8 protein-coding genes are annotated in these 14932 nt (G+C 46.1%); all 8 read right to left on the reverse strand.

The window, feature by feature from the left end:
• Window positions 1–197: 197 nt before the first annotated feature.
• Window positions 198–1679, reverse strand: a complete 1482-nt coding sequence (locus KN811_RS01945; protein ID WP_187967504.1) for a potassium/proton antiporter — start codon at window positions 1677–1679, stop codon at window positions 198–200.
• Window positions 1680–2003: 324 nt separating this feature from the next.
• The gene (locus KN811_RS01950; protein ID WP_216334645.1) at window positions 2004–4412 is read right to left on the reverse strand and encodes an alpha-ketoacid dehydrogenase subunit alpha/beta; all 2409 of its coding nucleotides are present in this window, start codon (window positions 4410–4412) and stop codon (window positions 2004–2006) included.
• A 190-nt stretch (window positions 4413–4602) separates the two neighbouring features.
• Window positions 4603–5181: a PhnA domain-containing protein gene (locus KN811_RS01955; protein WP_187967777.1), complete on the reverse strand. Its 579-nt coding sequence runs from the start codon at window positions 5179–5181 to the stop codon at window positions 4603–4605.
• Window positions 5182–5309: 128 nt separating this feature from the next.
• On the reverse strand, window positions 5310–8120 hold the full coding sequence (locus tag KN811_RS01960; RefSeq protein WP_216334646.1) for a gluzincin family metallopeptidase: 2811 nt from the start codon (window positions 8118–8120) through the stop codon (window positions 5310–5312).
• 87 nt (window positions 8121–8207) lie between these two features.
• On the reverse strand, window positions 8208–8897 hold the full coding sequence (locus KN811_RS01965) for an LOG family protein (RefSeq protein WP_187967650.1): 690 nt from the start codon (window positions 8895–8897) through the stop codon (window positions 8208–8210).
• A 185-nt stretch (window positions 8898–9082) separates the two neighbouring features.
• Window positions 9083–11914: an excinuclease ABC subunit UvrA gene (gene uvrA, locus KN811_RS01970; RefSeq protein ID WP_187967649.1), complete on the reverse strand. Its 2832-nt coding sequence runs from the start codon at window positions 11912–11914 to the stop codon at window positions 9083–9085.
• Window positions 11915–12091: 177 nt separating this feature from the next.
• Window positions 12092–13102, reverse strand: a complete 1011-nt coding sequence (locus KN811_RS01975) for a sterol desaturase family protein (protein ID WP_187967648.1) — start codon at window positions 13100–13102, stop codon at window positions 12092–12094.
• A 152-nt stretch (window positions 13103–13254) separates the two neighbouring features.
• The gene (locus KN811_RS01980) at window positions 13255–14802 is read right to left on the reverse strand and encodes a hypothetical protein (protein WP_216334647.1); all 1548 of its coding nucleotides are present in this window, start codon (window positions 14800–14802) and stop codon (window positions 13255–13257) included.
• Between the last annotated feature and the right edge of the window lie 130 nt (window positions 14803–14932).

Raw genomic sequence — 14932 nt, forward strand, 5'->3', positions numbered from 1 at the left:
GCAGTCGAAGGGTTGTTTCAGCATTCCACCATGCTGATCAGACCAGTCATCATGAGACCCAGAAACAAGTTCAGGGTGATGTATAGTCTGCTTTTTACGTCAGGCATAAGAAAAGTGACAAATGGATATTTTGTATTGGTATTTAACGGATAAAGCAAAACCCGGAAATGCTGGCCCCTTAATTTATGTGTGGTCGATTATATATCCAATTTCGATCCGTAGGCGTGCAGGCAATCGTGTACCTGCTCCAGTCCATCTTTGTTTTCGGCAAGTACTATAAGGGAATCCCCGGTCTCCAGTACCGTAGTTCCGTTTGGCGTAATGAATTTTCCGTTTCGTTTAATCATAGCAATAATGGCGTTTTTGGGAAAGTGGAGATCCACGATCTTTTTGCCTACCGAGGGGTTGCCCTGTTGTAGATTGATCTCTTCCAGGGCAGATTTGGCGCTGTCGGAGAGAAAAAGGTCTACCGGGGTTTTGCGCTTTACTTTTTGCGGAAGGGCTACATGCAGCCATTTGGCCACCACAGACAGCGTGGTTCCCTGTACGAGTACGGAAGTGACCGAAATAAAAAATACGATATTGAATATGACGTCGGCCTTGTCGATCCCCGCAAGGAGGGGATAGGTGGCAAAAACTATGGGAACGGCGCCCCGAAGTCCTACCCAGGAAATATACCACCGCCTCCGGAATTTCATTTTAAAGAACATAAGGCTGATAAATACGCTAACCGGGCGGGCAATGAATATAAGGAAAACAGATATGAGAAGGCCGATCCCCAGGATAGGGGGGATATGGCTTGGGTAGACCAGCAGCCCCAGAGTGAGGAACAGGGCGATCTGCATTAACCAGGCCAGCCCGTCAAACATACGCATGATGGTCTTTTTATGGATGATATCCTGGTTTCCCAGGTAAACAGCGCAAAGGTAAACCGCCAGAAATCCGTTACCTCCCAGAAAATCCGTGGCCGAAAAGGTAAAGAACATCACGGCAATGGCCAGAACGGGATATAAACCTTCAAAGTCTATATTGATCTTGTTGATGACAAATTTTCCAGCCTTACCAAAGAGAAATCCGAGCAGTGCACCCAGTGTTATCTGTTTAAAAAATAACGGGACGATGGTCCACAGGCTTTCATCCTGGTTGATAACCAGTCCGAGGAAAGCAATGGTGAGGAAATAGGCCATGGGGTCGTTACTTCCGCTTTCGAGCTCCAGGGTGGGGCGGATGTTGGTTTTCAGGGCGATGTTCTTGGACCGCAAAATGGAAAATACGGCCGCGGCATCGGTAGACGATACGATGGCGCCTAGCAACAGGCCTTCGTAAATAGAAAAATCGGTGATGGCCCATATAAAGACTCCCAGGGAAGTGGCTGTGATCAATACACCAAGGGTGGAGAGGGATATACCCTGCCAGAAAATGGGTTTTATAGTTTTCCAGTTGGTATCCAGTCCCCCGGAAAACAGAATGAAGTTCAGGGATACAATCCCTATGAATTGGGCAGCTTTTGGGTCGTCAAAATAAATGCCTCCCAGGCCTTCGGAGCCGGCCAGCATACCTACGGCAAGGAATAGTATAAGTGTGGGCAGCCCTACCCGGTATGAGGTTTTTCCGGCAAGTATACTGATAAAAAGCAGGGCCGAGCCTATGAGTAAAATATTTTCGGTGGTAATGTTCATAAGTGTAAAAACAAAAATATAAACCAGGCTTTCCTGTTCTTCACGGTGCGAATATTTAAAAAAAACATTTGCCTCTCTCTCCGGAAGGGGTTCCCGGTTTCATTTGCTAATGCGGGAATGCCATAGCGATTTAATTGTCCTTAAAGAAAAGAATTATAGCCAAAAAATCCTACGGGGAAAGAATTTTTTTGATTGCCAGGATTGTTTTAATGCCATTTTTACCCGTAACCCTTTCGGGAATATGATGTAAAACCGGTACATGTCATCCTGAGGAAGCTGTAATCGCAATAAAATAATGAGAAAGTAAAATTTAAAGGCCCGAGGTTATCTTAACCCGGGATATTTTTTCGGATCGGTTTCGTTCATAATACTGTAAACCTTTTCGAAAATATCTTCTGCATTGGGTTTGGAAAAATAATCGCCATCGGTTCCGTAAGCAGGCCTGTGCGGTTGTGCGGTAAGGGTTTGCGGTACGCTGTCAAGATAGCGGTATGCACCTTGTTTTTCCAGGACTTCCTGCATGAGATATGCCGATGCACCTCCCGGAACATCTTCATCGATGATCAGCAGGCGGTTGGTTTTTTTAACACTTTCTACGGTCTCATGGTGGATATCGAAAGGCAGGAGGGTCTGCGCATCGATGACTTCTGCATTGATGCCTACCCCGAGCAGGTCTTGGGCTACCTGTTCCACGATCCTGAACGTAGAGCCATAGGAGAGGAGGGTAATGTCAGTACCTTCTTTAACGACTTCGACTTTTCCTATCGGGGTTTTGAATTCTCCGAGATTTTCGGGAAGGCGTTCTTTTAGCCTGTACCCGTTAAGGCTTTCAATGATCAGTGCAGGTTCGTCGCTTTCCATCAGAGTATTGTAGAACCCGGCTGCCTTGGTCATATTCCTGGGGGTAAGAATATATATGCCCCGCAACAAATGGATAAGTCCTCCCATTTGAGAGCCAGCGTGCCATATTCCTTCGAGGCGGTGCCCTCTTGTTCTGACAATTACCGGGGCCTTTTGCCTGCCCAGGGTCCTGTAACGAAGCGTTGCCAGGTCGTCGCTCATGGTCTGCAGGGCGTACAGGATATAGTCCAGATATTGTATTTCTGCAATGGGCCTGAGCCCCCTGAGGGCCAGTCCGATACCTTGCCCGAGTATGGTGGCTTCGCGGATACCGGTGTCGGCTACGCGTATATCCCCGTATTTTTTCTGGAGTCCTTCCAGTCCCTGGTTTACATCACCGATATTACCGCTGTCTTCGCCGAAAACCAGGGCATTGGGGTATTTGGAAAAGAGTTTGTCAAAGTTGTTCCGTATCACAATACGTCCGTCCACAAGCTCGGTATCGTCGTTGTATTCGGGTGCTACCTCCGATATTGAGGTTGCTTTATCCGGAAGTTCGCTATATAAGTAAGAGCTGTAATGAGGCTGCTCTTCCGCCAGGTAGTTTTTGATCCATCCGGCCAGTTTTTCCTTTTCTTCAGACGGTTCGTGGATCACATACCTCAGGGCGCGCCTGGTCAGGGAAAGAAGATCCTTTTTTACGGGCTCGTCTATGGCAATAAGGTCATTTTTTAACTTGCTGATAAAAGATTTGTTGGCGCTTCTGCCGGCCAGGTTGTCCAGCAAGGCAACGGCCTCTTTCTTTTTGTTCTTTATAGGAGTGGTAAATGCGGCCCAGGCTTCTTTTTTGGCTTCCCGGACCTCCTTTTTCACTTCTTTTTCAAGTGTAATGAGGTCTTCTTCGGTGGCAAAGCCGTTGTCGATGAGCCATTCCCGCATTTTAAGGTTACAATCATATGCTTTTTCCCATTCCAGCCTTTCCTTGTCCTTGTAACGTTCGTGCGATCCGGAAGTGGAGTGCCCTTGTGGCTGGGTGAGTTCTATAACGTGAATCAGGACAGGAACATGTTCTTCCCGGGCCAGTTTGCCCGCATTTTCATAGGCTTCCACCAGTGCGGGATAGTCCCAGCCTTTTACGGTAATGATCTCATAACCCGGTTTGTCGTCCCGCTGAAAGCCTTTCAGTACCTCGGAAATACTTTCCTTGGTGGTCTGGTATTTGGCATGTACGGAAATACCGTACATATCGTCCCAGACGCTGATCACCATAGGTACTTGTAATACCCCGGCTGCATTTATGGTTTCGAAGAAAAGCCCTTCGCTGGTACTGGCGTTACCGATAGTACCCCAGGCTACTTCATTACCGTTTACAGAAAAATTGCTGCTGTCTATTTCCTGAGCCTTCCTGTATATTTTGGAGGCCTGGGCAAGTCCGAGCAAACGGGGCATTTGTGCCGCGGTAGGGGAAATATCGCTACTGCTGTTTTTCTGTTGGGTAAGGTCTTTCCAGCTTCCGTCTTCCTGAAGGTTATGTGTAATAAAATGCCCTCCCATTTGTCTTCCGGCACTCATGGGTTCCTTTTCTATGTCGGTGTGGGCATAAAGTCCGGCAAAAAAATGTTGAGGACTGAGTTCCTCAATGGCCATCATAAAGGTTTGGTCCCTGTAATAACCACTGCGGAAATCCCCATTCCTGAAAGCCCTGGCCATAGCCAGCTGGGGAACTTCTTTCCCGTCACCGAAAATACCGAATTTGGCTTTTCCCGTAAGCACTTCCCTTCTTCCGAGCAGGCTGCATTCGCGGCTTATAACCGCTATCCTGTAATCGTGCAGGACCTGGGTTTTGAAATCGTTGAAGGTAATGTCTTTTTGAGAATCTGTTTCGGGATGCATATCGTTATTTTAAAGGATTACAAAAGTAAGGAAAACATTCCTTTTTTGCAAGGCCGTAGAGGGATCAAAATATGAGGTTTTGATAATTTTAAATATGTTTTTTTAACAAAAAGTCAATATATATTTATATACGGGATTTTTGTTGAATATTATTTAAAATTAGGATGTGGGTATTCCCGGTTCGGAAAAATCATGTCTTTTTTACAAATTTCGTGAGGATCACGATCTGCTGACCATCTATTTTACCTTCGATCTGTTCGGGATTATCGTGTACGAGGGAGATCCTTCTTACGGCTGTCCCTCTTTTTGCAGTAAAGGAAGTGCCTTTTACATTCAGGTCTTTAATGAGTACAACGGTATCTCCGGTCTCCAGAACAGCCCCATTGCTGTCCAGGTGCTTTACGTTGTTGCCTTCTTCCTGTTCTTCGCCTGAAGCTGATGCCCAGGCGAGGGTTTCTTCGTCAAGGTACATCATGTCGAGCAGGTCCTGCGGCCAGCCTTCGGATTTTAATCGTTGCAACAGGCGCCATGCCATGACCTGTACAGCGGGAACGCTGCTCCACATGCTGTCATTGAGGCACCGCCAGTGGTTGGGGTCCATGGTCTCGGGGTTTTGTATTTGTTCGAGACAGGTTGCACTGATCAATATACAGGCATCTGCGCCCTCTACGGGAGAATGAGGGATCTCGTAAACATGTAAATTGTCTGTTGCACCGCTGAGTTCACAGGTAGAACCACTTCTTTGGTGTAGTTGTTTTTCTATATCCATTATCCGGGTTTAAATTAAGCGTGGCAAATATAATGGAATTAGAGGTTATGGGGATATAGATTATGGTTGATCTGTTTTTTGCTCCCGCAGATCCCGCGGATTTTCGCAGATGTTTGTTCCTGTCGGGATCAGAACCATTTCCGGGTGAAGAGCCCGAGGAGTGTTTTGGGTTGCAGGGTGACGATAAAGCGTATTTTCTGGTCATACCTGGGCTGTCCCAGTTCCCATCCGTTGCTGGAGTAGAGGGGAAAATACAGTTCGAAGTAATCGGTGACCAGGTTCAGGCGTATACCGGAATCATAGATAAAGCGTCCCGATTGCAGCTTGCTTTTCATCCAGCCGATATCCCCGTAGAGCTCTACCCATTTCCAGAGATTAAAACTGGCATTGGCCGTGACCATCCAGTTATTGGCATAAGGGTTCTCGAATTTCGACTTGAACCCTCCTTCTGCAATGATGATCTGCTGGCTGAGTATCCCGGTGGTTTCCGACCTGCCGAGGTAATTGAAATCGAAAAGATAGTCCGTGGGGCGATCGAGGGCAAAGCTGAAATAGTCGGAACTGGTATCGTTGTATATAAATTTTCCGGCAAACAGCCTCAGGTTGAGCTGCCGGTTGTTCTGGTACAATTTCCTGTATTCGAGATCTACGGAGAGCTTGGAGAAATTATTGGCTATCTGAAGGTCCGTAAACCATGAAAAATGATTGATAATACCATTGTTCGAATATGAATAACGGGTATTGAACACACTGTAATCAGGATCGATATCGTCGGTATCGATGATCTCGTTTTTCTGGCGCATAACGTTGACAAACCGGAAAGTGAGGGATTCCCTTTTGTTCGAACGAAAATCATCGGTGCGGAATGCAAGGCTTATGGCGGGTGTTATGGTGCTGTATCGCAAGTCTTTGGCGTAGTGGTAGCTGGATCCGCTTACCGAAAAGGTAGCCAGGTACAGGTTGTCCATATCCAGGTAGTTCCTGAATGCGATGAGCCCGGATCCGACCAGTGCTTTTTCTTTGGTAGCATAAGAGGGAATAAGGTTGTAGAGAAATGGCTTGGTGGTGAGCGTCTTATTGTGCAGCCGCATTCCGGCGACGATACCGTCGTAGAAGTTGTAAGAAGCCGTAGGGACGTAAAATATCTGATTGTAGTAAGGGTTTTCTGCATCCTTGAAAAACTGGAACTTCAATTTTCTGTTCTGGGAGAAAAAACCGTTGAGGGATTTCCAGTTATCGCGCTGGTTGAACTCGGGGATGATCTTGTCGTAGTTGAGCACCAGCCTCTTTTCGTTATTGTTGGGGATGCGGAACGTCTTTTCCCCGATAATGTTTTCAAACCAGTATTTGGAGAGTACGGTGTCATTCCTCACCCCGAACAGGGATACCGGAACATTGGCCCGTCTTTTGTTCTTTATAGTTACCGTGATGGAGTCTTCGTTTTTCTTTACCTTTTTGATGGTAAAATCTATTTTGTGCCGGGTGCTTACATATTCGTCGAAAAACCAGTCGATACTTTTGGGTGTGTCCTCTTTGAGATTTTTCTCAAGGTCCGTGGCGCTGACATATTGCAGGCGGTAATCGTGGTAAAACGCTTTTATCTTTTCCGGGATACTACCGTCTCCAAGATAGTTTTCGAGGTATACAAGCCCCAGGCCTGCCTTGTATTTTCCGGCTATTTTTTCATTGAACTTTATAAGTTTGTCCTTGGGTGTGGCCAGCGACTGGTCTATATTTTTACTGGCCATGAGCATAAACAGCAAAGGGTATTGTTCGTTAAAGCCCATTTTGGCCAGGTGAAAACTTCGCACCAGCCAGATGTCGGAGAATTTCCCCATTAATTTCATGTCGGGGTAAAATTCTTCGATGTATTTGATCATCAGGTAGGTGTGTATGGCATCGGCGATCCATTTGTCTTTCCGGGTGTCCAGGAAGAGGGTGTTTTCCAGGTAGTTGTTTAGTGTGGCTTTTAAGAGTTTTAATTCATATTGGAATTCCTCCGGGAACGGGCTTAAGAAGGCGGGTAGCTGATTAAGTCCGTAGAGCGGGGTTTTCCTGTATTCGGTTTCGGTGACCAGGAGCCTGGGGTGCGGGTAGGTGCCCAGATGATCATAGATGAAATGGATGATCCGGTCTGCTGTCAGTGTTTTGATCTCAGGAGTCAGGTCTTTGGAAGCAATATTGGTAATGAGGGACAGGTCGGTGTTGGTAAAGGTTTCGAAGCTGTTGTCTTTTTCCAGGTATAGCTTTATATCATTCCTTTTCTGACCGGTAAAGACCGCCTGTTGCAGCTGGTCTATTTTTTTGGATTCCACCAGGTCGAGATCGGTATTCAGGGAATACCCCCCGGGATAGTTAAATACCACTACGTAGTTGGTTTTGTCCATATAAAGGTCGTCCAGGTTCTTGTTGCTGTACAGTACCCAGTCGTCATTATATACTGCCGGGGTAATATACCAGTATCTGAGATTGAAATCTCCATTCTCTTCGTGGCCGTATCTCGTAAATTCGGCAGAAGGGATCTTTACGGAATAGGAGAGCTTCAACAAAAAATCGTCACCCGGGTAAACGGGGAAGTTCAGTTGGGTTTTTATAATGTCCTCGGAGTCCAGGCGTTCCCATTCGATGGGGTTGAAGTTTTTATCTACAATGGAAATGATCTTGGTGTGTCCTCTTACTTTGTTTTTGGCCAGGTGCAGGCTTTTGTCAAACTCCTCGCCAAACCTCTTGGCCAACGCGGTGTTTTTTCCGGAGTATGCATTGTTCCAGTCCGAGAGATAAATGGAATTTAGCGTGTCCTGCGAACGATTGTGGAATACGATCTCCTGCTGGATATTAATGGTCCTGCTCTCGGGGAGGAGCCTGGCCACGATGGTTTGCCGGTTTTGCGCCTCAAGGTCCTGCAATCCGGCTAACGGGAGGATAAGAATGCAGGCCATGAGAATGAGGGAATGCTGCAAAACTGCAGATAACCGGCATTTATGTGAGATATGTGTAAAACTTTTATATCGTTGTGGCATTTTATTTTAAAAGTTAGGACTGAGGTTGGACTCTCTGTAAAAGGAATCTAGTATCTCCAGTACTTCATCTTCAGTATCTACAATTTTTACAAGGTCCATATCCTGGGGGCTGATATTGCCATGTGCTTCCATGAGGGTAGTCCTGACCCATTCAAAAAGCCCTTCCCAAAATTCGGACCCGACCAAAATGATGGGAAATTTATCAATTTTTTTGGTTTGTATGAGGGTTATGGCTTCAAAAAGTTCGTCCATGGTACCAAATCCGCCGGGCATGACCACAAATCCCTGGGCATATTTGACAAACATGACCTTGCGGACGAAGAAATAATCGAAATTCAGGTTTTTGTCACTGTCGATATACGGATTGTCGTGCTGTTCGAAGGGGAGGTCTATGTTGAGGCCTACGGAAGTACCGCCACCGAGGTGTGCCCCTTTGTTGCCCGCCTCCATGATGCCGGGCCCTCCGCCGGTGATTACTCCGTAACCGTGGTTTACGATCTTATAGGCGATCTTTTGGGCAAGGTCGTAATATTTGTCCCCGGCCTGTGTCCTGGCCGACCCGAAAATGGAGACACAGGGGCCGATCCGGCTCATTTTCTCAAAACCGTTTACAAATTCGCCCATGATCTTGAATATGGCCCAGGAATCATTGGTCTTTATTTCGTTCCAGCCTTTGTGAAGATGTTGTTTGCCCATGTTTTTAATTCAGGTTAATCAATTATTTTTTGTTTTATGTGCCAGATCCGCTTCTCGATACGGGATTCCATGCCGCTCAGGCGGCTTGGATTTCCTACTCGAAGTGACGACGGGTAGTCTTATAATACTTAGTACCGTCAGGTCGAGTGCCGCGACGCAGGAGCGGTGTATCGAGACCTCGAGGCCTAATGTAGTTCTTTTTTCAGAAACTTTGCCGTGTAACTCCTGGGATGATTCACTACTTCTTCTGGGGTTCCGGTCGCTACGACCTGTCCGCCTCCTTTTCCGCCTTCATACCCGATATCGATGAGGTGGTCCGCTATTTTTATGACGTCCATGTTGTGTTCTATAATAAGTACGGTATTGCCCTTGTCTACCAGTTTGTTAAGTACATCCATCAATACCCTGATGTCTTCGAAATGAAGGCCTGTGGTGGGTTCGTCCAGGATGTAAAAGGTGTTCCCGGTGTCGCGTTTGGAAAGTTCTGTTGCGAGCTTAATGCGCTGCGCCTCTCCTCCCGAGAGTGTGGTAGACTGTTGCCCGAGGGTAATATAGCCCAGGCCTACATCCTGTATGGTCTTGAGTTTCCGGTAGATCTTCGGGATGTTCTCAAAGAATTTAACAGATTCGTTGATGGTCATGTTAAGCACATCGGAAATGGATTTTCCCTTGTACCGTATTTCGAGTGTTTCCCGGTTGAACCGTTTGCCCTGGCAGGTCTCACAGTCTACGTAGACATCGGGCAGGAAGTTCATTTCTATGACCTTTACCCCGGCACCCTGGCAGGTTTCGCACCTTCCTCCGGCCACATTAAAACTAAAACGCCCGGGTTTATATCCCCGTATCATGGCCTCGGGGGTTTTGGCAAAGAGATTCCTTATTTCGCTGAATACCCCGGTGTAGGTAGCCGGGTTGGACCGCGGTGTTCTTCCTATGGGCGATTGGTTGATGTCGATGACCTTATCTGTATGTTCCAGCCCCTTAATACTTTTGTAGGGCATGGGTTTTTTAACGGCATTGAAAAAATGAGCGTTGAGGATAGGGTAGAGCGTCTCATTGATCAGGGTAGATTTTCCGCTTCCGGATACACCGGTAACTCCGATCATTTTACCGAGAGGAAATTCCACGTCCACATTTTTGAGGTTGTTCCCCGTGCAGCCTTTCAGCACAATGGAATTGCCGTTGCCTTTTCTCCTTTTTGCGGGAATCTCTATATTTTTGGTGCCATTCAGGTAGTCGGCCGTAAGGGTGTGGTGTTTTTTCAGTTCTTCCGGATGCCCCTGAGAAATGATCTCTCCTCCGTGCCGTCCGGCCATGGGCCCGATATCGATCACGTGGTCTGCCCGTTCTATCATGTCCTTGTCGTGTTCTACCACGATCACCGAATTTCCGATATCCCTCAGGGATTGCAGGGAATTGATGAGCCGTTCATTATCGCGCTGGTGCAATCCTATGCTGGGCTCGTCCAGGATATAGAGCACACCTACGAGCTGGGAGCCTATCTGTGTGGCCAGGCGAATGCGCTGGGCCTCTCCTCCGGACAGGGATTTGGACCCCCGGTTCAGGGCGAGGTAATTCAGGCCTACATCCAGTAGAAAGCTCAACCGGGAATTGATCTCCTTGACGATCTCTTCGGCTATTTTGAATTGCTTTTCAGACAGGTGCCCGAGCAATTCGTCAAACCACTTCGCCAGGTCGGCAATGTCCATGGAGGCGAGTTCGGCAATGTTTTTATTGTTTATTTTGAAGTAAAGTGATTCTTTTCGCAGCCGCGAACCTCCGCATTCAGAGCATGCCACCTTGTCCATGTATTCCTTGGCCCATCGCTTTACGGAAGCTGAAGGGTTCTCCTTGTACTGGTTTTGGATAAAGTTGATGATGCCTTCAAAATCGATCTTGTAATCGCGTGTGATCCCCAGGGTTTTTGAAGGGACGGAAAATTTTTCATTACCCCCGTAGAGGATCATGTTCACGGCCTCTTCCGGAATATCTTTTATGGGGTCAGTGAGCTTAAAGCCGAAGCGTTCCGCAATGATCTCTATCTGTTTGAATATCCAGGACTTTTTGTATTCGCCAAGTGGGGCAATACCGCCCGATTTTATGGTGGCATTGCGGTTGGGGATGATCTTCTGGAGATTGATCTCCCTTACCGTGCCCAGTCCGCTGCAATGCGGGCACATGCCTTTTGGGGAGTTAAAAGAAAAGGTATTGGGCTCGGGGTTGGGATAGGAGATACCGGTAGTGGGGCACATGAGCGTCCGGCTAAAATACCTGGCATGCTCACTGCCGTGTTCCATGACCATCAATACATCCTCGCCGTGATACATGGCGGTGTTGATGCTCTCCATGAGCCGTTTCTGAAACTCTTCGTCCTCGTGGACCTGGAGCCGGTCTATGACGATCTCTATATCGTGGGTCTTGTAGCGGTCTACTTTCATACCTTTTTCCAGGTCTCTGATCTCTCCGTCTACGCGGACTTTTACGAAGCCCTGTTTGGCGATCTGTTCAAAGAGCTCGCGGTAATGCCCTTTCCTGGATTTGATCACCGGAGCCAGGATATACACCCGTTTCCCTGTAAAATCTTCCAGGATGAGGTCTTTGATCTGCTCGTCGCTGTAACTCACCATTTTTTCGTTGGTGTTGTAGCTGTAAGCGTCTGCCGCCCTGGCATAGAGCAACCGGAGAAAGTCGTAGATCTCCGTAATGGTGCCCACGGTGGAACGGGGCGACCTGGAAGTGGTTTTCTGTTCTATGGCAATGACCGGGGAAAGCCCGTCTATCTTGTCTACGTCCGGACGTTCCAGCCCGCCGAGGAATTGCCGGGCATAGGCCGAAAAAGTCTCGATATACCGGCGTTGCCCTTCGGCATAAATGGTATCGAAAGCCAGGGAGGATTTTCCGCTTCCGGAGAGCCCGGTTATAACTACGAGCTTCTCCCGTGGAATGGTAACATCTATGTTTTTCAGGTTGTGAACCCTGGCCCCGAGGACTTCTATATTTTCTTCGTAATTCGTCATGAGAAATGCTTAAAAAACAGCTTTTTGGACAAAGTGACGAAATTACGAATTTTCATCTTATAATCGATAGATGGAAAGCGTTGATTTGTCAAGGTCTGAAAATAATTTTCAGAAGATGCCGGTTTGAAGAAATGCCGACTGATACACTTAATATATGTTTTTTCAGATCATCGGGCACTACGATTTGATATGGTCCGAAATTAACCGGCTGCGTTGCAAATATGTTTTTCTTACGATCCTGGCCGTTTTATGGTCACCGGTATGGCTCCATCCCGGCGGCATAAACAGGTAATACAATTTGTTTTTTAGTCCGGGAGCCTTGTAAACATCTTTTAACAATGCAGTGATTTCCCCGAAATAGACATCAAAGAAATTACCGGATTCCATTTGACGCGTAATGCCGTATTCGATTTTAATGTCATCCATTTCATTTTGATAGGTACCCAATGCCTTGTCCCAGATATTTAACAGGTTGCAGAAGTTGGTGTCCATGTACAGAGGGTTTTTTGCGTGGTGAACCCTGTGGTGGGAAGGGGTGAGAATAATACGGTTTAAAAAACCCAGCCTGCCGTCCTTTAACAAATTTTCCCCTACGTGGATAAATGCCCCATATGTTCCGTCTATGAACATGATGATAAATAAAAGTTCCGGTTGTAGCCCGGCCAGGATGCAGACTGTGGTCCGGATGGTGTCTGCATAAGGCGCTTCGAGAAAGAAATGTGCGTGTGTTACGGATAGGTTCATGTCTTCCGGAGCATGATGTGTGGAATGCAGACACCAGAGTATACGGACTTTATGAGCGAGGTAATGATAAATGAAATGCCCGAATTCCCAAATGATATATCCGTAGATAAACCAGTACCAGGTCAATGAGGTTTGAAAAGGGGCATAGCTTTGAAACAGGCCGATACAAAAGGCTACCATGGCAATGGAGATAAACCTCCCGATGAAGCGATTAAAGATATAGATGATGAAATTGACCTTATACACCTTGGTTTGAGGTTTCTTGTAAATAAACCCCAGGATCAGTTCCAGTATAATGAGCAGGGGGATAATGGGGGAGATCAGGGAAACAATGCCATTATAGGTTTTAAGGGCGTCATAGTTTTTAGTGCTAAGGATTTCCCAGGCCTGGGAAATCCCTAAAAAGTTGATGATCTCGTGATATAGGGTTTCCAGAAATTCCACGGTGTATAATAACTTTATAGTGGTTTTGTTGGTATTAAGTTCGGGATCAGTGAAATATACAATAATAAGTTTAATTTCAAAAGTTAAATTAGGCCCGGCTTAGTAAAAAGTACTACACACTGAATTCGAAAAGAAAAGTTTAAATCACGTTGTTAAGGCTTGAAAATTATTTTTAAAAATCGCTGATTTTTCAAGTTGTCAATATCCTGTCCGAACAATAATAAGGTATTTTCGTTTATCCAGTTTGCTAAGGACGGTCTAATGGTAATCCCTTCCATTTCTTCTCTCGTGGCCAGGACCTGTCTTTTATAAGTCCCGTCATTTTTGACTTCGGTTGCTATGAATGCCCTGCCGTTCTGGGCAAATGAATTGGCGACATGACCTGTACGATGGCCGAGGTTTGCCGTATTGCCATTGTATAGCAAAAACAGGTCATCATTTCTCTTTACAGGATAATACGAGGAGTAGATGCCTACATTGGTTTTAATGTTCTTTTTGGCAATTTGATTAGACCAGGCCAGGTTTCCTTTGCTGTCGAGCTTTACCAAAGCCAGGTTTTCGTGAAAAAACCGGGTAACAAAATTCTGGGTGAAGGTATGGATCTGTTCCGCCATGAGAAGGATGTGATCGCCCGGCATGCGAAAAGAATTTCTCATTAGATAGAAAGGGGCTTCCAATTTTCCTTTTTTTAGCCTTTTTGATATACGCGCCTTCTTTTTGTCGTTATCGATCAATTTGGTGTAAAATGTTTCGTCAAACGAATGTTCTTTTGTTGTTGTTTTTCCGGTCTTAAGGTCGATCCTGGAAAAATAAACGCCACTAATAGCATACATATTCTTAACCGAGTAGAACCCGGTGAGTACAAGCGAGCCATCGCTTAAAAATACATGTTCAAGGATCCGCAAATGTTTGTCTCCTATTGGTATGGAGGCTATTTGTTGAAACTGTCCTTCCTTTAGGCGGTATAACATATATTGATATCCCTTCTTTCGGTCCTCCTTTAATGTTCTGGGACTGTCGAATTTTTTGGCCAGGATCATGGGTTCTCCTTCTTCAGAGAAGAACAGATCTTGGATGGAAAACTGGTCGTCAGGTACAGGGATGCCGTATTCTTCGGTGTTTATCTCCCTGAAGCCCGTGTCGAAAACTTTGAGGTGTAGTTTTGCTTTTAGCCCTTTTTTGACCGGCATGCTGTATAACAGGAATATTCTGGATCTGTCCGGAGAAATGATAAAACTGTTGTAAGCCTGGTGAATATAGCTTTCTTCATCTTTTATTTCTGTAATGAGCGCACTTTCTTCCAGAGAAAAGTTATCCAGGTTGACAAGCTGGTAGTAGAATTGTTTTGAGGATTCGGTGGTAAGCGACCAGACGTGGATAATTTTATCGTCGAATTGTGCAATTCCCAGTGTCTGGGATTCCCCTTCCTGGTTTTCGGGGATCAGGTCGATTTCTTCGCCGGCAGGCACGAGATCGGGGCTGAATTTCCGTATGGATTTGTTTTTCTTTTGCCCGAACCGTCCTCCGGAGTATAGCAGGTAATAGCCGTTTTTGTCATGGCCGATGATATCGGTGGGGATTTCCCGTTCGTCATTTTTAAAAACATTTCCGTACCGGATCTCGATGTTCTGAGTTTTTTCCTGGGCGTGTACGGGTGAAAAGGCATAAAACAAAAATGAAAATAGTAAAAATCTGTTCATGCTATGGTATGTTTGGATGATGAAAAAGGTTGTCTGGATAAAAATAAAGAAATTTTTATTGTCTTTCGGAAAAAGAAAAGACCGTTTATAATACAAAACCATGATCCGTAATTGTTCTGCGGATCATGGT

Source organism: Sinomicrobium weinanense (assembly GCF_018863395.1).
Taxonomy (GTDB): Bacteria; Bacteroidota; Bacteroidia; order Flavobacteriales; family Flavobacteriaceae; genus Sinomicrobium; species Sinomicrobium weinanense.